The sequence below is a fragment of the Streptomyces sp. B21-083 genome (assembly GCF_036898825.1).
GTDB lineage: Bacteria > Actinomycetota > Actinomycetes > Streptomycetales > Streptomycetaceae > Streptomyces.
In genome coordinates, this window is record NZ_JARUND010000002.1 from 2,471,789 (window position 1) to 2,490,984 (window position 19,196).

17 protein-coding genes are annotated in these 19,196 nt (G+C 69.8%); 1 reads left to right on the forward strand and 16 read right to left on the reverse strand.

What is annotated here, in order from left to right; genetic code table 11:
* Nucleotides 1-85 precede the first annotated feature (85 nt).
* The 16 genes from QA861_RS35055 to rsmH all read right to left on the reverse strand — a co-directional run bounded on the left by QA861_RS35055 (nucleotide 86) and on the right by rsmH (nucleotide 18,239).
* On the reverse strand, nucleotides 86-1,342 hold the full coding sequence (locus tag QA861_RS35055; RefSeq protein WP_334592721.1) for a DivIVA domain-containing protein: 1,257 nt from the start codon (nucleotides 1,340-1,342) through the stop codon (nucleotides 86-88).
* A gap of 46 nt (nucleotides 1,343-1,388) precedes the next feature.
* On the reverse strand, nucleotides 1,389-1,679 hold the full coding sequence (locus QA861_RS35060) for a YggT family protein (RefSeq protein ID WP_006374382.1): 291 nt from the start codon (nucleotides 1,677-1,679) through the stop codon (nucleotides 1,389-1,391).
* 85 nt (nucleotides 1,680-1,764) lie between these two features.
* On the reverse strand, nucleotides 1,765-2,424 hold the full coding sequence (locus QA861_RS35065; protein WP_334592723.1) for a cell division protein SepF: 660 nt from the start codon (nucleotides 2,422-2,424) through the stop codon (nucleotides 1,765-1,767).
* Nucleotides 2,425-2,554: 130 nt separating this feature from the next.
* Nucleotides 2,555-3,274, reverse strand: a complete 720-nt coding sequence (locus QA861_RS35070; RefSeq protein ID WP_334592724.1) for a YggS family pyridoxal phosphate-dependent enzyme — start codon at nucleotides 3,272-3,274, stop codon at nucleotides 2,555-2,557.
* A 5-nt stretch (nucleotides 3,275-3,279) separates the two neighbouring features.
* Nucleotides 3,280-4,044: a peptidoglycan editing factor PgeF gene (gene pgeF, locus QA861_RS35075; RefSeq protein ID WP_443041618.1), complete on the reverse strand. Its 765-nt coding sequence runs from the start codon at nucleotides 4,042-4,044 to the stop codon at nucleotides 3,280-3,282.
* A complete protein-coding gene (gene ftsZ / locus QA861_RS35080) occupies nucleotides 4,041-5,231 on the reverse strand; it encodes a cell division protein FtsZ (protein WP_334592726.1) in 1,191 nt (396 codons plus the stop codon). The genes pgeF and ftsZ overlap by 4 nt, the downstream gene beginning before the upstream one ends.
* Nucleotides 5,232-5,506: 275 nt before the next feature.
* On the reverse strand, nucleotides 5,507-6,325 hold the full coding sequence (locus tag QA861_RS35085) for a cell division protein FtsQ/DivIB (protein ID WP_334592727.1): 819 nt from the start codon (nucleotides 6,323-6,325) through the stop codon (nucleotides 5,507-5,509).
* A 25-nt stretch (nucleotides 6,326-6,350) separates the two neighbouring features.
* On the reverse strand, nucleotides 6,351-7,442 hold the full coding sequence (gene murG, locus QA861_RS35090; RefSeq protein ID WP_334592728.1) for an undecaprenyldiphospho-muramoylpentapeptide beta-N-acetylglucosaminyltransferase: 1,092 nt from the start codon (nucleotides 7,440-7,442) through the stop codon (nucleotides 6,351-6,353).
* A 6-nt stretch (nucleotides 7,443-7,448) separates the two neighbouring features.
* Nucleotides 7,449-8,819: a putative lipid II flippase FtsW gene (gene ftsW / locus QA861_RS35095; protein ID WP_334592729.1), complete on the reverse strand. Its 1,371-nt coding sequence runs from the start codon at nucleotides 8,817-8,819 to the stop codon at nucleotides 7,449-7,451.
* A 184-nt stretch (nucleotides 8,820-9,003) separates the two neighbouring features.
* Nucleotides 9,004-10,446 carry a UDP-N-acetylmuramoyl-L-alanine--D-glutamate ligase gene (gene murD, locus QA861_RS35100; RefSeq protein WP_334592730.1) on the reverse strand — a complete coding sequence of 481 codons (1,443 nt, stop codon included), beginning with the start codon at nucleotides 10,444-10,446 and terminating at the stop codon, nucleotides 9,004-9,006.
* Entirely contained in the window at nucleotides 10,428-11,516 is a 1,089-nt protein-coding gene (gene mraY, locus QA861_RS35105; protein ID WP_334594944.1) for a phospho-N-acetylmuramoyl-pentapeptide-transferase, read from the reverse strand. Before mraY ends, murD begins: the two co-directional genes overlap by 19 nt.
* Nucleotides 11,516-12,946 carry a UDP-N-acetylmuramoyl-tripeptide--D-alanyl-D-alanine ligase gene (locus QA861_RS35110; protein ID WP_334592731.1) on the reverse strand — a complete coding sequence of 477 codons (1,431 nt, stop codon included), beginning with the start codon at nucleotides 12,944-12,946 and terminating at the stop codon, nucleotides 11,516-11,518. The genes mraY and QA861_RS35110 overlap by 1 nt, the downstream gene beginning before the upstream one ends.
* 4 nt (nucleotides 12,947-12,950) lie before the next feature.
* The gene (locus QA861_RS35115; protein ID WP_334594945.1) at nucleotides 12,951-14,483 is read right to left on the reverse strand and encodes a UDP-N-acetylmuramoyl-L-alanyl-D-glutamate--2,6-diaminopimelate ligase; all 1,533 of its coding nucleotides are present in this window, start codon (nucleotides 14,481-14,483) and stop codon (nucleotides 12,951-12,953) included.
* A 186-nt stretch (nucleotides 14,484-14,669) separates the two neighbouring features.
* A complete protein-coding gene (locus QA861_RS35120) occupies nucleotides 14,670-16,622 on the reverse strand; it encodes a peptidoglycan D,D-transpeptidase FtsI family protein (protein WP_334592732.1) in 1,953 nt (650 codons plus the stop codon).
* A 5-nt stretch (nucleotides 16,623-16,627) separates the two neighbouring features.
* Entirely contained in the window at nucleotides 16,628-17,185 is a 558-nt protein-coding gene (ftsL, locus tag QA861_RS35125; RefSeq protein WP_334592733.1) for a cell division protein FtsL, read from the reverse strand.
* Between the two features lie 97 nt (nucleotides 17,186-17,282).
* Complete coding sequence (gene rsmH / locus QA861_RS35130; protein ID WP_334592734.1) at nucleotides 17,283-18,239, reverse strand: 16S rRNA (cytosine(1402)-N(4))-methyltransferase RsmH; 957 nt, start codon at nucleotides 18,237-18,239, stop codon at nucleotides 17,283-17,285.
* A 389-nt stretch (nucleotides 18,240-18,628) separates the two neighbouring features.
* Between rsmH and QA861_RS35135 the strand changes: the two genes are divergently transcribed.
* Nucleotides 18,629-19,177 carry a beta-class carbonic anhydrase gene (locus tag QA861_RS35135; protein WP_334592735.1) on the forward strand — a complete coding sequence of 183 codons (549 nt, stop codon included), beginning with the start codon at nucleotides 18,629-18,631 and terminating at the stop codon, nucleotides 19,175-19,177.
* The last annotated feature ends 19 nt before the right edge of the window (nucleotides 19,178-19,196 follow it).

Consider the following 19,196-nt stretch of genomic DNA (forward strand, 5'->3'; position numbering starts at 1 on the left):
AGCCGACGCAAAAGGGCGGGGCCCCGGAAGAAAATCCGGGGCCCCGCCCTGAACGCCGACGACGCCTAAGGCGTACTAGAGGCCGTCAGTTGTCGTCCTCGTCGATCAGAAAGCCGCGCATCGGTGACGGAGCCTGACCCATCGGAGACGGGCCCTGCGGCCGGACCGGAGCCATGGGCTGGGTCATGGCCGGGGACATCTGCTGCTGGCCGCCGTAGGACGGGCCGGCCGGGCCGGGGCCACCCATGCCCTGGTTGCCGCCGTAGGACTGGGCGCCGGCGCCGGCCGGAGCCATCGAGGGCGCCGGGGACGGCGGCAGGGAGGCCGTGGCCGGAGTACGCGGCGGGGCCAGCGAGTCGTCGGCCTGGGTCTCCAGCTGACGCAGCTGCGACTCCAGGTAGGACTTCAGGCGGGTGCGGTACTCGCGCTCGAAGCCACGCAGATCCTCGACCTTGCGCTCCAGCGTGGCGCGAGCGGACTCCAGGGAGCCCATCGCGACGCGGTGCTTCTCCTGGGCGTCCCGCTCAAGAGCGTCGGCCTTGGCTCGGGCGTCGCGCTCCAGGCCCTCGGCGCGGCTGCGAGCCTCGCCGACGATCTTGTTGGCCTCGGAACGAGCCTCGGCGATCGCCTGGTCGGCGGTCTGCTGGGCCAGCGAGAGAACGCGCGCGGCGCTGTCTCCACCGGGGCTCTGACCGGGTCCGCCCATCTGCGGGGGACCACCCATGGGACCGCCCATCTGCTGCATCTGACCCTGCATCTGCTGACCGGGCATCTGCTGCATCTGGCCGGGCATGCCGCCCTGGCCCATCTGTCCCTGCATCGGGTTCTGGCCCATGGGGCCCTGACCCATCTGTCCCTGCATCGGGTTCTGACCCATGGGGCCCTGACCCATCGGGCCGGGACCCTGCGGACCACCCTGGCCACCTTGGCCGGGGGGCAACTGCGGCGCACCGCTGGGCAGCTGGGGCGGGCCGCCCATGGGGCCACCCATCTGCTGCTGCGGCGGGCCCGATATGCCGGCGGGCACCGGGCCGCCGGGACCTCGCATGCCCTGCTGCGGCATCCCCTGCTGGGGCATGCCTTGCTGGGGCATGCCCTGTTGCTGCATGCCCTGCTGCTGGTCCTGTTCCGGAGGCTTGCGCATGCCCTGCTGCTGGTTCTGCGCAGCGGCGCGCGTGGCAGCGGCCAGCTTGGCGCGCAGGTCCTCGTTCTCGCGGAGCAGTCGGGTCAGTTCGGCTTCTACCTCGTCGAGGAAGGCATCGACCTCGTCCTCGTCATAGCCTTCTCGGAGGCGGACGGTCGTGAACTGCTTGTTCCGCACATCCTCGGGGGTCAATGGCATCTCTTCACCTCAACGTAGTCGTCGGCATTCGGCAAGACCGTATCGTTCACACCAACACCTGCCTGACGACAGTGATCAGGATGTACACGATGATCATCAGTACGAAGAAGGACAGGTCGAGCGCCACGCCCCCGAGACGCAACGGCGGGATGACCCGCCGCAGAAGCTTGAGCGGTGGATCAGTGACAGTGTAAGTGGCCTCCAGAATGACCACCATCGCCTTGCCCGGCTGCCATGAGCGGGCGAACTGGAAGACATAGTCCATGACCAACCGGAAGATCAGCACGATGAGGAAGCACATCAGCGCGATGTAGAGAACCTGTCCAACCACGCTCATGATCCGCGCTTACCTCTCCCCTGTTTCCATGCTGCTGGGTACCGCTGGTGGTACTGCCTGGTTACTGCTTTTCCGGTCGTGCGTCTCAGCTCTGGTTGAAGAACCCGCCCTCTGCGATGCGGGCCTTGTCCTCCGCCGTGACATCGACGTTAGCAGGCGACAACAGGAACACCTTCTGCGTCACCCGCTCGATGCTGCCGTGAAGACCAAACACCAAACCGGCCGCAAAGTCGACAAGTCGCTTCGCGTCTGTGTCATCCATCTCAGTGAGATTCATGATCACAGGAGTGCCCTCACGGAAGTGTTCCCCGATGGTACGGGCCTCGTTGTAGGTCCGGGGGTGAAGCGTGGTGATCCGGTAAGGCTCTCGTTCCGACACGACCTTGGGCATGATCACCGGTGCGTTCTTCTCCAGGCCTGAGCGTTCTTGTGTGATGGACGCCACGGGCGCGATTCGCGCCGGACGCCCGGATTCCGCGCCCAGCGAAGCGGAATGCGACACCGGATCGCGCGGGACGGGCGGTTGCACCACTCGTACCGATTCGTCCCTTTGGGACTGGTGTGACTGATGGGACTGGTGCGAACCGTGCGGCTGATGCGAGGGCTCACGCCGCCGCAGATCACGCTCGGGTTCCGGGTCGAGTTCGGGCTCGAAGTCGTCATCGGGGTCGAATCCCCGGCCGTCGTACCCATCGTCCTCCACGAGGCCGAGGTAGACCGCCATCTTGCGCATCGCGCCGGCCATTGCTCTGAGTCCTCCGCTCTGTGGTGGATCGACTGACGTATGCCAAGTGCCCGTGATCCACGAGGTCGTTACGACCGCCTCTCAGCGGTAATGACCATATTTTCTGCTGTGGTCCGACTTCCTGGCGACGTTACCCGAGCCTTGGACGGACTCCGAGTACCGCACTGCCGACGCGCACATGTGTCGCCCCGGCCGTCACGGCCTTCTCGAGGTCCGCACTCATCCCTGCGGACACCATGTTCGCAGCCGGATGGGTGCGGCGCATAGCAGTCGACAAATCCATCAGCCGCTCGAATGCCGCCAATTCACGTCCGGCGTACGGTCCGGTCAGCGGTGCGACGGTCATCAGCCCGTCGAGCCTGAGCCCCTCGGCCCCGGCGACCAGGTCGGCCAACTCCCCGATTCCGCCCGGCCCCACGCCTCCGCGCTCCCCGCGCGCACTCTCCTCCGCGTCCAGCGCGACCTGGATCAGACAGCCCACCTCGCGCCCCGCCCGCACCGCCTCCCTGGACAGTCCGGAGACCAGCCGGTCGCGGTCGACGGACTGCACGACACCGGCGTAACCGACCACGGAACGAACCTTGTTGGTCTGCAACTGGCCCACGAAATGCCAGGTGAGCGCCAGATCGGCGCACTCCTCGGCCTTGGGCGCCGCGTCCTGGTCCCGATTCTCGGCCACATGCCGCACACCGAGCTCCCACAGGATCCGCACATCGCTCGCGGGGTAGGTCTTGGTGACGACGATCAGCGTCACCTCCTCCCGCTTGCGGCCCGCCGCCGAACAGGCCGTCGCGATACGTTCCTCGACCGCCGCCAGATTCGCGGCGAGTTCGCCCTTACGGTCCGTCATGTCCATCAGTCCAGCCAGACATAGCCTGCGAGCCGCCCGGTCGTGCGGTCGCGGCGGTACGAGAAGTGGTCGGCGGACTCCCGCGTGCACACCGGCGACTGCTGCCGGTCACGCACCCCGAGCCGCTCCAGTTGGGCGTGCACCCCGGCGACCACGTCGACGGCGGGTGTGCCCCAGCTGGTCTCGGCGTACGCCGCGGGTTCGACGGCGGCGACATCGGCGCGCATCTCCCGCGGCACTTCGTAGCAACGGCCGCAGACAGCGGGGCCGGTGCGGGCGACGATCCGGGCGGGGTCGGCGCCGAGGGACTCCATGGCGTCCACGGCGGCGGGGACGATCCCGGCGACCAGGCCGGGCCGGCCCGCGTGGGCCGCGGCGACCACACCGGCGACCGGGTCGGCCAGCAGGACCGGGACGCAGTCGGCGGTGAGGACGGCGAGGGCGAGGCCACGGGTGGCGGTGACCAGCCCGTCGACGGGCGGAGTGAGCCGGGGGTCGCGGCTCTTCGCGAACGGTGGAACGGTCCACGGCCCGTCGACCTCGGCGACGTCGTTTCCGTGCACCTGGTTCATCCAGACCACCCGGTCCGGGTCGAGACCCAGGGACTTGGCGGCCAGTTCACGATTCGTGACGACTGCGGCCTGGTCGTCGCCGACCGCTCCGCCGAGGTTCAGCTCCTCGTACGGAACGGCGCTCACCCCGCCCCACCGGTCGGTGAAGGCGAAGTGCGCGCCGCTCGCATCGCTCGCCACGGAGCGCTGCCCTATCACTTCAGGAAGTCCGGCACGTCCAGCTCCTCCGCCGCACTGTCCGAGTAGGACCGGGACGGCGGGACCGGCGGGGAGATCGGGAGCTCGTGGGCCGGCTCCGGGGCGGGTGCCGGGGTCTCCCTCGGCGTGACGCTGCCGAGCGAGCCGAAGGACGGACGGCTGTCGGAGGACCGTACCGACGTGGGTTCGTCGCGCTTGGCACCGGCCGAGCCGAGGATGTTGTCCCGCTTGGGCGGGGGCTGCCCCCCGTCGAAGCCGGCCGCGATGACCGTGACCCGGACCTCGTCACCGAGGGCGTCGTCGATGACCGCGCCGAAGATGATGTTGGCCTCGGGGTGCGCGGCCTCGCTGACCAGCTGGGCGGCCTCGTTGATCTCGAACAGGCCGAGGTCGGAGCCACCGGAGATGGAGAGCAGGACGCCCCGGGCGCCGTCGATGGAGGCCTCCAGGAGCGGCGAGGAGATCGCCATCTCGGCCGCCGCCACCGCACGGTCGTCGCCACGGGCGGAACCGATGCCCATGAGAGCCGAACCCGCCTCGGACATCACGGACTTGACGTCGGCGAAGTCGAGGTTGATCAGACCGGGGGTGGTGATCAGGTCGGTGATGCCCTGGACGCCGGAGAGCAGGACCTGGTCCGCCGACTTGAAGGCGTCGAGGACCGAGACCTGGCGGTCCGAGATGGACAGCAGCCGGTCGTTGGGGATGACGATGAGGGTGTCGACCTCTTCGCGGAGTTCCGCGATGCCGTCCTCCGCCTGGTTGGCGCGGCGCCGTCCTTCGAAGGTGAAGGGGCGGGTGACCACGCCGATGGTGAGGGCGCCGAGGTTGCGGGCGATGTTGGCCACGACGGGCGCGCCGCCGGTGCCGGTGCCGCCACCCTCGCCTGCCGTCACGAAGACCATGTCGGCCCCCTTGAGGACCTCCTCGATCTCCTCGCGGTGGTCCTCCGCCGCCTTGCGGCCGACGGCCGGGTTGGCGCCGGCGCCGAGTCCGCGGGTGAGTTCGCGGCCGACGTCGAGCTTGACGTCGGCGTCGCTCATCAACAGCGCCTGAGCATCGGTGTTGATGGCGATGAACTCGACGCCCTTCAGACCGACCTCGATCATCCGGTTGATGGCGTTGACACCACCGCCGCCGACACCGATGACTTTGATGACTGCGAGGTAGTTCTGCGGTGCTGCCACGTCGAAGGCCTCTCGCCTCGAGTTACGTGTCGCCGTTCGCGATACGGCGAACGGACAACTCATGCCGAAGTGGGACGGTCCGAACGCCGACCCGAACCCTAACGTTGAAGTTTAGGGTTACCAGTGTGTCTGTTCCTTGGACTCTTCCGAACAGGACACTAAGTCGACAAGTGGCGCACGTTCAACGAACACGCCGAACCTCCCGTTTTTCTTTTCACCCTATGTGATCAGCCATAGCGATGCCCAACCAGGGTGCTGGCCTGCGCTGACGGGCGTCAACTCCCTGATGACGCGGGGGCGGTGGGGACGCTCACGTCGAAGTGCCGCGCACCGGGAGCCGCTTTCATGAGAGCGGTGAGCGCACGGGCCTTCGCGGCGCCCTTCTCGCCGCTCCCCCACGCGACGGTCCGGCCGTCGCCCAACTCCAGCGAGATGGAGTCGTACGAGCGGACCTTGACCGTCCTGGCGGCGCGCGCGACGGCGCCCGGCAGGTCGCCCGCCACCCGCACCGCCTCGCGCACCAGCCGGTCGCCGCCGAAGCGGCGCAGACTGGCGGTCTGCGAACCGGTCCTGGACATCGTCAATTCCAATGCGGGTACACCTTCGGGAGCATGTGAAACCGTCGCGAATCGCACGCCTTTCGCGTCCACTTCGACATACTTGGCCGGTTTCCCGGCGCTTTCGACAATCAGGACAGGGGTACGTTCGACCACTTTCAGCACGATTCCGTGCGGCCAGGACCGAGTGACCTCAACCGAGTCAATTCGGGGCAATTCCCGGAGCAGTCGGGACTCGATGGCGCCCGTGTCGACGGAGACGAGCGGTTCCCCGACCGGCACGTCGGCGGCTTCCCGCACCTGTGCCTGCGTCAGAACACCGGTCCCCGACACCGATACGCGCTCCACGTGCGTCCACCGGGACCCGTAGAGCACCCAGAGGACGCCCCCGCCGAGGACGAGCAGGGCGAAGGCCGTGATGACGATCGTACGAAGCCTGCGGGGCCCCAACCGGCCGAGAAGGCCCGGTCGGCGGGGCGGGCCGGAGATGTCCTGCTGCCGTTCACCGCGTTCGGCGGTCGTCGCTCCTCCGGCCACGCCCTTTCCTGCCTTCCTTCGTCGCCTAGCGGTGGCGTGAGGCGATCGCCTCGTACACCATGCCGACGAGCAGGTCGTCGGCGTCCCGGCGGCCGAACTCGCTGGCGGCGCGGGACATCTCGTACAGCCGGTGCGGGTCGGCGAGCACGGGCAGGACCTGTCGCTGGACCCACTCGGGCGTCAGTTCCGCGTCGTCGACCAGGAGTCCGCCACCGGCCTTGACCACCGGCTGGGCGTTCAGCCGCTGTTCGCCGTTGCCGATGGGCAGCGGGACGTAGGCGGCCGGGAGTCCGACGGCGGAGAGTTCGGCGACGGTCATCGCGCCCGCGCGGCAGAGCATCATGTCGGCCGCGGCGTACGCGAGGTCCATCCGGTCCACGTACGGTACCGGGATGTAGGGGGGCATCCCCGGCATCTGCTGCACCTGCGGCAGTTCGTTCTTCGGGCCGACCGCGTGCAGCACCTGGATGCCGGCCTGCTGGAGGTACGGCGCGACCCGCTCGATCACCTCGTTCAGGTGCCGGGCGCCCTGCGAGCCGCCGGAGACCAGCAGCGTCGGCAGACTCGGGTCGAGCCCGAACGCGGCCCGCGCCTCGGGACGTACCGCGGCCCGGTCCAGGGTGGCGATGGAGCGGCGCAGCGGGATGCCGATGTAGCGGGCGCCGCGGAGCTTGCTGTCCGGGGTGGAGACGGCGACCTGGGCGGCGTACCGCGAGCCGATCTTGTTGGCGAGGCCGGGGCGGGCGTTGGCCTCGTGGACGACGATCGGCACACCCAGGCGCTTGGCGGCCAGATAGCCGGGCAGGGCCACATAGCCGCCGAAGCCGACGACGGCGTCGGCCTTGGTGCGCTCCAGGATCTCCTCGGCGGCCTTGATCGTGCCGCGCAGCCGCCCGGGGACGGTGATCAGCTCAGGGGTGGGCTTGCGCGGCAGCGGGACCGCTGGGATCAGCGCCAGGTCATAGCCCCGCTCGGGGACGAGCCGGGTCTCCAGACCGCGTTCCGTGCCCAGGGCGGTGATCCCCATGCTGGGGTCAGCCCTGCGCAGGGCGTCCGCGAGGGCGAGCGCGGGCTCGATGTGGCCGGCGGTCCCCCCACCGGCGAGTACGACATGCACCGAAATTCACCGCTCTCCGGACGAACGCGCCGCCGAGGCACGCCGTCTCATCGTGTTCCATCTCCGGGGGTTCCGATCGGACACCGGGCCCCCAGCTCCCCGCTTTCTACCAAAGCGGGGTTGCCGCAACGAAAGCGCCGCCCGCGCACCCGGTTCGTCGCGTGCGAAGGCGATCAGCAGTCCGATGGCGAACATGGTCGGCAACAGGGCGGAACCCCCGTAGGAGAACAGCGGGAGCGGGACACCGGCGATCGGCAGCAGGCCGAGCACCGCACCGATGTTGATCACTGCCTGAGCGGTGATCCAGGTGGTCACACCTCCCGCGGCGTACCTCACGAAGGGGTCCTCCGTGCGTCCGGCCACGCGGATACCCGCATAGCCTAGGGCCGCGAAGAGGGCGAGCACCGACAGAGTCCCCGCCAGGCCCAGTTCCTCACCGGTGACGGCGAAGATGAAGTCGGTGTGCGCCTCGGGGAGTTGCCCCCATTTTTCCACACTCGCACCGAGGCCCGAACCGAACAGGCCACCGGAGGCGAGCGCGTAGATCCCGTGCACGGCCTGCCAGCAGGAGTTGGCCCCGGTGCCGGGTTCGGTGGCGCCGATGCACTGGAAGCGGCCCATCCGGTTGGGGCTGGTCTTGATGAGCACGAGCCCGATGAACACGGCGACGGACAGCACACCCACGAACAGCCGCGTGGGCGCCCCGGCCAGCCAAAGCAGCCCGAACAGGATGGCGGTGAGGATGATCGCCGTGCCCATGTCGCCGCCGAGCATGATCAGGCCGAGCAGCATGAACGTGACCGGGACCAGCGGCACCAGCATGTGCTTCCACTGCGTGAGCAGCCGCCTGTCCTCCTTGCGCGCGATCAGGTCGGCGCCCCACAGCACCAGGGCGAGCTTGCCGAACTCGCTCGGCTGGATCTGGAAGGAGCCGCCCAGCGAGATCCAGTTCTGGTTGCCGTTGATGGACAGCCCTATCCCGGGCACCTGGACGAGGGCCATCAGGAAGACGGAGCCGGCGAGGATCGGGTAGGCGAGCGCCCGGTGCAGCTTCACGGGCATGCGCGAGGCCGAGAACAGCAGCACACCGCCGATCGTGGCGGCCAGCAGCTGTTTGCGGAAGAAGAACGTTCCGGGCTTGGACAGTTGCAGCGCGGTGATCTGGGAGGCCGAGTAGACCATCACCAGCCCGAGCACCGTGATCAGCAGCGAGCCGCCGAGGATCACGTAGTAGGCGGTCAACGGCCGGTCCCAGGCCCGCTCCACCCGCCTGCGAAGCCGCCGTACGGGATTGTCCCGGGGCGGCCGGGGCGCAGCGGGCCTACGAACCCGCACAGCCCCCTGAACGGGCGCACGACCAGTACGGCTACTGGCCATCAGAGCCTCCCGCACGACTGCTGAAGGGCGCGCGCAGCGCCCCCTTCAGGGGCGCGGGGAACTGCGCGACCAGCCCCCCACCGGGTCGGCACCAGACAACCCACCGAAAGTTCCCGAGCCACAACCGACCTCACGCGTCCCTCCAAGGCCCCCGAAGACACCCTTCGCGGCCGAAGACCGACCGTCAGGTCCCCGTACCGAGTTCGCGAACCGCCTGTGCGAACGCGTCACCGCGTTTGTTGTAGTTGGCGAACATGTCCATCGACGCACAGGCCGGCGCCAACAGCACCGTGTCCCCGGCACCGGCCAGGCCTCGCGCCGAGCGGACCGCCGCGAGCATCGCCCCAGTGTCGGTCCGGTCGAGGTCGACGACGGGTACTTCGGGCGCGTGTCGCGCGAGGGCTTCGCCGATCAGCGCACGGTCGGCACCGATCAGCACCACTCCACGAAGTCGCTTTGCCGACTTGGCGACCAGTTCGTCGAAGGTCGCGCCCTTGGCGAGCCCGCCGGCGATCCACACGATCGACTCGTACGCCGCCAAGGAGGCCTCGGCCGCGTGGGTGTTGGTCGCCTTGGAGTCGTCGATGTACGCGACCCCGTCCACATCGGCCACGTGAGCGATGCGGTGGGCGTCCGGGGTGAAGGCCCGCAGGCCGTCCCGGACCGCCTTCGCGGGCACCCCGTAGGCCCGGGCGAGGGCAGCCGCGGCAAGGGCGTTGGCGATGTTGTGCGGGGCGGGCGGGTTGACGTCCGTGACCTCGGCCAGTTCCTGGGCGTTCCGCTGCCGGTCCTCGACGAAGGCGCGGTCGACCAGGATGCCCTCCACGACGCCGAGTTGGGACGGCCCGGGTGCGCCGAGCGTGAACCCGACGGCCCGGCAGCCCTCCTCGACGTCCGCGCCGCGCACCAGGTCCTCGGTGGCCTTGTCGGCCACGTTGTAGACACAGGCGACCTGATTGCCCTCGTAGATACGGCCCTTGTCGGCGGCGTACGCCTCCATGGAGCCGTGCCAGTCGAGATGGTCGGGGGCGAGGTTGAGGACCGCGGCGGAGTGGGCGCGCAGGGAGGGCGCCCAGTGGAGCTGGTAGCTGGAGAGTTCCACCGCGAGGACGTCGTACGTCTCCTCGCCGAGCACCACGTCGATGATCGGTGTGCCGATGTTGCCGACGGCTGCCGTACGCAGGCCCGCCGCGCGCAGGATCGACGCGAGCATCTGGGTGGTGGTCGTCTTGCCGTTGGTGCCGGTGATCGCCAGCCAGGTGGCTGCTTCGCCACCGCCCCGCCCGCGCAGCCGCCAGGCGATCTCCACGTCGCCGACGACGTCCACGCCCGCCTCGGCCGCCGCCGCGAAGAGCGGTGAACTCGGCTTCCAGCCGGGCGAGGTGACGACAAGCTGGGTGCCCTCGGGCAGGGTCTCCGCGTCTCCGAGGCGTACCTCGATGCCCTCCAGGGCCGCCGCGCGTTCCCGGTGGGCGTCGGAGTCCCCGCCGTCCACGACGGTGACCTGGGCACCGAGAGCGGTCAGGGCGCGGGCGGCGCTGATGCCGCTCACCCCGAGACCGGCGACGGTGACCCGCACGCCCTCCCAGTCGCCGCCCTGACCGGACGTCACTTCTCGGCCGCCCATCCCGCGTAGAAGATGCCCAGTCCGACGATCACGCAGATGCCCTGGATGATCCAGAAGCGGACCACAATAAGGACTTCGGACCACCCCTTGAGTTCGAAGTGGTGCTGGAGTGGCGCCATCCGGAAGACGCGCTTGCCGGTCATGCGGAACGAGCCGACCTGGATGACCACCGACATGGTGATCAGGACGAACAGGCCGCCGAGGAGCGCCAGCAGCAGCTCCGTACGGGAGCAGATCGCGAGGCCGGCGAGCGCGCCGCCCAGGGCCAGTGAACCGGTGTCGCCCATGAAGACCTTGGCGGGTGACGTGTTCCACCACAGGAAGCCGAGGCAGGAACCCATCAGCGCCGAGGCGATGACAGCGAGGTCCAGCGGATCTCGCACCTCGTAACAGGCCGCCGGGTTGGTCAGGGTCACCGCGTTGGCGCAGGACTCCTGGAACTGCCAGACGCCGATGAACGTGTAGGCGCCGAAGACGAGGACGGAGGCGCCGGTGGCGAGGCCGTCCAGACCGTCCGTCAGGTTCACGCCGTTCGACATGGCGAGGATCATGAAGAGCGCGAAGACGACGAACAGCACCGGGCCGATCGTCCAGCCGAAGTCCTGGACGAAGGAGAGCTTCGTGGACGCCGGTGTGTTGCCGACGTTGTCCGCGAACTGGAGCGAGAGCACCGCGAAGCTGATACCCACGGTCAGCTGGCCGGCCATCTTCGCCTTGGCCCGCAGACCGAGCGAACGGCGCTTGACGATCTTGATGTAGTCGTCCAGGAAGCCGACCAGGCCCATGCCCGCCATCAGGCCGAGCACCAGCAGGCCCGAGAAGGTCGGCGGGGGTGTGCTGGCCTCCCCCAGCCCCGTGAACACCTTGGACAGGAAGTACGCGGCGATCGTCGCCAGGATGAAGGCGATACCGCCCATCGTCGGCGTACCGCGCTTGGCGTGGTGCTCGCGCGGGCCGTCGTCGCGGATGTACTGACCGTAGCCCTTGCGGGCCAGAAGCTTGATCAGCAGCGGAGTGCCGATCAGGGTCAGGAAAAGACCAATGACTCCTGCGAACAGGATCTGCTTCATCATCGGGCGGAAACCTCACCCTCGGCACCGGTCGCCAGGAGCGCCTGCGCCACGCTCTCCAGCCCGACCGACCGGGACGCCTTCACGAGCACGACATCCCCCGGGCGCAGCTCGCTGCGCAACAGGTCGACAGCCGCCTGTGCGTCGGACACGTGCACCGACTCCTCACCCCACGAACCCTCGTTATATGCGCCCAGTTGGAGCCAGGACGCTTCCCTGCCCCCGACCGCGACGAGCTTGCCGACATTGAGCCGGACGGCCAGCCGTCCGACCGCGTCGTGCTCGGCGAGCGCCTCGTCCCCGAGCTCGGCCATCTTGCCGAGCACCGCCCACGTACGACCCCCCTTGGCCCGTGAGGCTGTGCCCATGGCCGCGAGCGCGCGCAAAGCCGCTCGCATGGACTCGGGGTTCGCGTTGTAGGCGTCGTTGACGATCGTCACGCCGTCCGGGCGCTCGGTGACCTCCATCCGCCAACGGGAGAGGGAGCCCGCCTCGGAGAGCGCGGTGGCGATCTCGTCTGCGGACATGCCCAGCTCATGGGCGACGGCGGCGGCGGCGAGCGCGTTCGACACGTGATGCTCACCGTACAGGCGCATGGTCACGTCGCTTGCACCGGAGGGTGTGTGGAGCCTGAAGGCGGGCTGTCCCCTGTCCGTGAGTCGCACGTTCTCGGCGCGTACGTCCGCTTCGCCGGACTCGCCGAAGAAGATCACCTTCGCCTTTGTTCGAACCGCCATGGCCCGTACGAGGGGATCGTCGGCGTTCAGGATCGCGGTGCCGCCGTCGGCCTCGGAGGGCAGCGCCTCGACGAGTTCACCCTTCGCTTGTGCGATCTGCTCACGTCCGCCGAACTCGCCGATGTGGGCGGTGCCGACGTTGATGACGAGGCCGATCCGCGGGGGCGTCAGCTCGGTCAGGTAGCGGATGTGACCGATGCCGCGGGCGCCCATCTCCAGGACCAGGAACCTGGTTTCCTCGGTGGCGCTCAGCGCGGTCAGCGGCAGCCCGATCTCGTTGTTGAGCGAGCCGGGGGTGTAGACCGTCGGCGCCTTGTGCTGGAGCACCTGGGCGATCAGGTCCTTGGTGCTGGTCTTGCCCGCGGAGCCGGTGAGGGCCACGAGGGTCGCGCCGAGCTTCTGGACCACGTGCCGTGCGAGGGCGCCCAGCGCCCGCTGGACGTCGTCCACGACGATCGCGGGCACGCCGACGGGCCGGGAGGCGAGGACGGCGACCGCGCCGGCCTCGACGACCGCGGCCGCGAAGTCGTGGCCGTCGACGCGCTCGCCGGCGAAGGCGACGAACAGGCTGCCGGGCTCCACCTCACGGGAGTCCCTGACGACCTGTCCGGTGACCTGGACCGACGGATCCGGTATGTCGTGGGTCTGCCCGCCGACGACTGCTGCGATCTCGGCGAGAGAGAGGGCGATCACAAGTTCATCCCTGGGTCTGCTGGATAGCTTCGCGAAGCACCTGGCGGTCGTCGAACGGACGGACCACCCCGGCGATGTCCTGGCCCTGCTCATGGCCCTTGCCCGCGACCAGCACGGTGTCCCCGGGCCGCGCGCGGGCCACGGCGGCGGAGATGGCCGCGCCCCGGTCCTCGAACACCTGGACCTCGCCGCGCTCGTGGGCCGGCACGGAGGCCGCGCCTTCGAGCATGGCCGCGAGGATCGCGAGTGGGTCCTCGGAGCGGGGGTTGTCGGAGGTCAGTACGGCGGTGTCGGCGAGCCGGGCCACGGCGGCGCCCATGGGGGCGCGCTTGGTCGTGTCCCGGTCCCCGCCGCAGCCGAGCACCACGTGCAGGCTGCCCTCGGTGACCTTGCGCAGCGCGCGCAGCACCGACTCGACGGCGTCCGTCTTGTGCGCGTAGTCGACGACCGCGAGATACGGCTGACCCGCGTCCACCCGCTCGAGCCGCCCCGGGACTCCCGGTACGACGGAGATGCCGTCGGCGGCGGCCTGCGGGTCGAGCCCGGCCTCGGCGAGGGCGACGATCGCGGCAAGGGTGTTGGCGACGTTGAAGGTGCCCGCGAGGGGTGCCCGCGCGCGGATCCGCTGGTCCTTGGGGCCGACCACCGTGAACGTCGAGTCCATCGGGCCGACCTGGACGTTCTCGGCGCGCCAGTCGGCGTCCGGGTGGCCCTCGGCGGAGTAGGTGACGACCGGGACGGTGGCCTCCTGGGCGAGTCGTCGGCCGTAGGTGTCGTCGTGGTTGACGACGCCGAGTTTGCTGCGTTCGGGAGTGAACAGCCGCGCCTTGGCCTGGAAGTAGTCCTCCATGCCGGAGTGGAACTCCATGTGCTCCGGGCTGAGGTTGGTGAACACGGCGATGTCGAAGACGCAGCCGTCGACCCGGCCGAGGACCAGCGCGTGACTGGAGACCTCCATGGCGACAGCCTCGACCCCGCGCTCGCGCATCACCGCGAACAGAGCCTGGAGGTCGGTGGCTTCGGGGGTGGTGCGCTCGGACTTGATGCGCTCGTCGCCGATGCGCGTCTCGACCGTGCCGATCAGCCCCGTGGCCCGGTCCGTCCTGAGGCCGCCCTCGACGAGGTACGCGGTGGTGGTCTTGCCGGAGGTGCCCGTGATGCCGATCTGGAGCAGATCGCGGCCCGGGCGGCCGTAGATCGTGGCCGCCAGTTCGCCCATCCGCGCGCGCGGGTCGTCGACCACCAGCACCGGGAGGCCGGTGGCGGCGGCCCGTTCGGCGCCGGTGGGGTCGGTCAGCACGGCGGCGGCGCCGAGGCCCGCGGCCTGCGTCACGAAGTCCGCGCCGTGCAGCCGGGCCCCTGGGAGGGCGGCGTACACATCGCCGGGGCGGACCGCGCGCGAGTCATGGGTGATGCCCGTGACCGCGACGATGCCGTCCCGCGTGGCCGGGGGCTGTGGGGCGCCCAGTTGGCCGGCCAGTTCCGCGAGGGGTGTGGCGGAGACGTGAACCGGCCTCGGCGGTCCCGGATATGTCACAGGAACGCCCTTCTGGGTGGTTTGGTACTGATCAGCGTGTGGCACGGCGGTGAGCGTACCGGGCGCACCCCCGGACGGGCGAAGTGAGGGCGCGGCCGGGGTGTGCGACGGGGCGCTGCCGCCCGGGTCGGGAGAGTCGGGAGAGTTCGTGTTCACGAGCTGTTTCCTGGCTGGTTTCCGTACTGATCAGGGCGTGAAGGCCACGGGGAGATTCGCGGCCTTGGCCCCGGTGGGCGGTACCTGAAGGGTCTTCAGGGCGAACTCCATGACCTCCTTGTAGATGGGGCCACAGATCTGACCTCCGAAGTAACTGCCCTTGGTGGCGTTCTGGATGGCGCAGTAGACGGTGATGCGGGGGCTGTCGGCGGGCGCGAAGCCGGCGAACGAGGAGGTGTAGCCGTGGTAGCGGCCGGTGGCCGGATCCACGCGGTTGGCCGTACCCGTCTTGCCCGCCACCCGGTAGCCGGGGATGCGCGCCTTGGCGCCGGTGCCCTCCTCGTCGTCCACGACGGACTCCAGCATCTTGGCGAGGGTCTTCGCCGTCTTCGCACTGACGACCCGGGTCTTCTCGGGCGCCCCGGCGGGTGCGAACCGGCCGTCGGCTCCCTTGGTGCCCCGGATCAGGGTGGGCTCCACGCGGACGCCGCCGTTGGCGATCGTCGAGTAGACGGAGGCCGCCTGCAGCGCGTTGAGGGAGACACCCTGGCCGAAGGGGATCGTGAACTGCTGGGAGGTCGACCACTGGTCGGGCGGCGCGAGGATGCCCTTGGTCTCGCCGGGGAAGTCCAGCCCGGTGTAGCTGCCGAGGCCGAACTTGCGCAGATAGGAGTAGAGGATCCGGTTGGACTCTGCCTGCGTCCTGCCGAGCTGGCCGGTGGCCAGGATGGTGCCGATGTTGCTGGACTTGGCGAGGACACCGTTGAGGGTGAGGTACCAGGTCGGGTGGTCGATGTCGTCCTTGAAGAGCCGGTCGCCCCGGTGCAGCCGGTTGGGCACGACGACATGCGTCGCGGGCGTGGCGGCGTGCTCCTCCAGTACGGCGGCCATCGACATGACCTTGGCGGTGGAGCCGGGCTCGTAGGCGTCCTGGAGGGCCGCGTTGCCGAGCGCGTCCGGGTTCGCCCTGGTGAGGTCGTTGGGGTCGAAGCCGGGCGAGTTGGCCATGGCCAGGATCTGGCCGGTCCGGGTGTCCTGCACTATCACGTACCCGCGGTCCGCCTTCGACTCCTTCACCTGCTCGGTGATGGCGCTCTGCGCGGCCCACTGGATGTCGCGGTCGATGGTCAGTTCGACGTCGGAACCGGGTACGGCGGGCGTCTCGGTGGAGTCGGCGGTGGGCACCTGCCGTCCCCCTGACTGTGCGTACCGGATCTTGCCGTCCTGGCCGGCCAGTTCGCCGTTCAGCTGCTGTTCGAGGCCGCCGCCGCCCTTGCCGTCGGCGCTGACCCAGCCCAGCAGGCCGGCGGCGAGTCCACCGTTCGGATAGACGCGCTTGCTCGCGGGCACGGCCAGCACACCGGCGAGGACGTTGAAGGCGGTCGGGTCGGTTCCGGCCTTGGCGGCCAGGGTGGACTTCAGGTCCTTGATCTGCGTCCACACCTGGGGGGTCTGGCGGTGCGCGAGCAGCGTGTAGCGGGTGTTCGGCGTCTTCAGCTTCCTCACGACGTCCGCGGCGTCCTGCCCGAGGATCGGTGCGAGGAGAGCGGCGGCCTGTTCGGGGGCGTCGCCCAGTTTCGTGGTCTTCGGCGTGAACATCGTCGGGTCGGCGGTGATGTCGTACGCGTCCACGCTGGTCGCCAGTTCGACGCCGTTGCGGTCGGTGATCTCACCGCGTTCGGCGGCCAGGGTGCGGCCGACGTACCGGTTCTGCTCGGCCTTGGCGGCGTACACGCTCGCGTCGACGGCCTGCACCTGGAGCAGCCGCACGACGAAGGCGATCATCACCAGGGCCAGCGCGAGGCTGACCATGCGCAGCCGGGGGCGGGGGCTGCCGAGCCGGATGACCTTGGGCCCGGCGGGGCGGCCGGGAGCGGGGCGGCGGGCGGGGCGGCCGCCGGGTCCAGGACGCCGGGGGGCGCCGGGGCGGGCGGACCTGGCCGGGGCGGGTACGCGACGGCGGGGCGGTTCCCTGTCGGACACTTCCGTCACCTGCCGGGGGTCGTGGAGGGGAGGGTGGGAGTGGGGGTGGGACTGGGCGCCGGCTCCGGGGACGCCGGCGCGGACGGGGTCGGCGTGGGCGTGGGCTCAGGGGTGGGCGTGGGGGTGGCCGGGGGCGTGGGCACCGGCGCCGGGACGTTCATCTCGGGCGGGACCATCTCCGGGATCCGCAACGCCGCCTGTTCCGCGGCCTCCGGGACGCCCTTGACGGTGCCACCCGGGTCGAGGAAGGCAGGGTCGCCGCCGGGCACCATGCCGAGTTCCCTGGCCCGTCGCTGAAGTGCGTCGGGCGCGGCGTAGGCGTCGACGTCCCGCTGGAGCGCCTGTTCCTCGTCGGTGAGGCTCTTGGTGTCCCGCTGCAGGTCGTCCTGGCGGAACCCGCCTTCGCTGAGCGCGGAGTTCAGCACGAGGAGCCCGATGAGACCGCTGCCCAGCAGGAACACGACGAGCAGGACGAAGGGGGTACGGGCGGCCTGTCCCGGCCCTGCGGGGAGGAGCCGGGCGAGCCGGGCCGCCCGGCCTCTCGGCTCGGGTTTGCTATTCACTCACCCTCCCCGCGACTCGGGTCTTCCCACGCGTCTGCCCGCTCGTCTGCCCGGCAGGTCCGGGTTGCCTACTCACCCGTCGTCCCCTCCGTACGCCTCACTCGGCGTCCTCCCTGATGCGCTGGGCCCCGCGCAGTCGCGCCGGGGCGGCTCGCCGGTTCTCGGCGATCTCTTCCTCGGTGGGAAGTTCGGCACCACGGGTGAGCAGCTTGAGCCGGGGCTGGTAGCGCTCGGGCACCACGGGCAGCCCGGGGGGCGCCGTATTGGCCGCACCGGCCGCGAACACCTGCTTGACCAGCCGGTCTTCGAGCGAGTGGTACGACAGGACAGCGATCCGGCCGCCGACGGCGAGGGCCTTCACCGCGGCCGGGATCGCCCGCTCCAGGACGGTCAGTTCGCCGTTGACCTCGATGCGCAGCGCCTGGAAGGTGCGCTTGGCGGGGTTGCCTCCGGTGCGCTTGGCGGCCTGCGGCAGCGAGTCGCGGATCAGTTCGACGAGCCGGGCGCTGTTGCTGAAGGGCTCCTTGTCGCGCTCGCGCACGACCGCGGAGACGATCCGCTTGGCCTGCTTCTCCTCGCCGTACGCCCTGAGGATCCGGACGAGTTCACCGGCCGGGTAGGTGTTGAGGACCTCGGCGGCGCTGATGCCGGTCGTCTGGTCCATGCGCATGTCGAGCGGGGCGTCCTGGGCGTAGGCGAACCCGCGGTCGGCCTCGTCGAGTTGCATGGAGGAGACCCCGAGGTCGAAGAGGACTCCGTCGACCTTCGGCAGGCTCAGCCGGTCGAGTACGTCGGGCAGTTCGTCGTACACCGCGTGCACCAGGTCGGCCCGCTCACCGAAGGGGGCGAGCCGCTCCCCGGAGAGGCGCAGCGCCTCCTTGTCACGGTCGAGGGCGATCAGCCGGGCCTCGGGGAAACGGGCGAGCAATGCCTCGCTGTGGCCGCCGAGACCGAGGGTGCAGTCGACGACGACCGCTCCGGGCCGCTCCAGTGCGGGGGCCAACAGGTCCAGGCACCGCTGGAGCATCACCGGGACGTGTCGACTGTTGCTCAAGGGGCCCTCTCAGGTCCGGCGCGGCCGTCACGCACCGCCGGGTCCCCGCCCGCTCGGAGAAGGGGAGGTCTGCCGGCGCCGGAAGCGTCAGCCGACCGGGAGCGGGAGGAGGCCGAGCCGTACGTACGCGCCGCGCACGCGGGGGATCAATCAATCCAGCAGGGAGTCTCGCCTCCCGCTTCGCGTCACTTTAGTCCACGGTGTCGCGCGGTCAATCAACGGCCTGCGCGTCGCGGCACCCCGCCCCGACAAGCCGTAAATCGCCCACAATCACCCGTACGGGTATACTCTCACCACCCTTGTGGGTTACCTCACAACAACGCTCATTGATGTTCTTTGTCCCCTCTCACAGCGGGCCCGCGAGGCCCGTGACCAGTACCGTCATGGTTATGACGACTTCCGCATCAGTTCCCACCGGACCCGAAGGCGCCATATCCACCGACGGCACGGTCACCGACCGTCTCGTCGAGGCGAACGGGCAGTACGCCGCGGCCTTCACCGACCCGGGGATGGACGCCCGCCCCGTACTCCAGGTGGCGGTCGTGGCCTGCATGGACGCCCGCCTCGACCTGCACGCCGCCCTCGGTCTGCAGCTCGGCGACTGCCACACCATCCGCAACGCGGGAGGTGCCGTCACCGACGACGTGATCCGCTCCCTGACCATCAGCCAGCGGGCGCTGGGCACGCGGAGCGTCATCCTCATCCACCACACCGGCTGCGGCCTGGAGTCCCTCACGGAGGACTTCCGGCAGGAGTTGGAGGTAGAGGTCGGACAGCGCCCCGCCTGGGCGGTCGAGGCCTTCCGGGACGTCGAACAGGACGTGCGCCAGTCGATGCAGCGTGTGCGCACCAACCCGTTCCTGCTGCACACCGACGACGTCCGTGGCTTCGTCTTCGACGTGAAGTCCGGCCTGCTTCGCGAGATCGACCCCTCGTAACCGAACCGGACCGCGCATC

Excerpts from the sequence above, each read along its gene's own strand:
- murD (WP_334592730.1), bottom strand. The coding sequence starts at position 10,446 with ATGGGCGGCCGAGAAGTGACGTCCGGTCAGGGCGGCGACTGGGAGGGC.
- QA861_RS35060 (WP_006374382.1), bottom strand. The coding sequence starts at position 1,679 with ATGAGCGTGGTTGGACAGGTTCTCTACATCGCGCTGATGTGCTTCCTC.
- QA861_RS35065 (WP_334592723.1), bottom strand. The coding sequence starts at position 2,424 with ATGGCCGGCGCGATGCGCAAGATGGCGGTCTACCTCGGCCTCGTGGAG.
- QA861_RS35135 (WP_334592735.1), top strand. The coding sequence starts at position 18,629 with ATGACGACTTCCGCATCAGTTCCCACCGGACCCGAAGGCGCCATATCC.
- QA861_RS35055 (WP_334592721.1), bottom strand. The coding sequence starts at position 1,342 with ATGCCATTGACCCCCGAGGATGTGCGGAACAAGCAGTTCACGACCGTC.
- ftsW (WP_334592729.1), bottom strand. The coding sequence starts at position 8,819 with ATGGCCAGTAGCCGTACTGGTCGTGCGCCCGTTCAGGGGGCTGTGCGG.
- mraY (WP_334594944.1), bottom strand. The coding sequence starts at position 11,516 with ATGAAGCAGATCCTGTTCGCAGGAGTCATTGGTCTTTTCCTGACCCTG.
- QA861_RS35070 (WP_334592724.1), bottom strand. The coding sequence starts at position 3,274 with ATGACGGACCGTAAGGGCGAACTCGCCGCGAATCTGGCGGCGGTCGAG.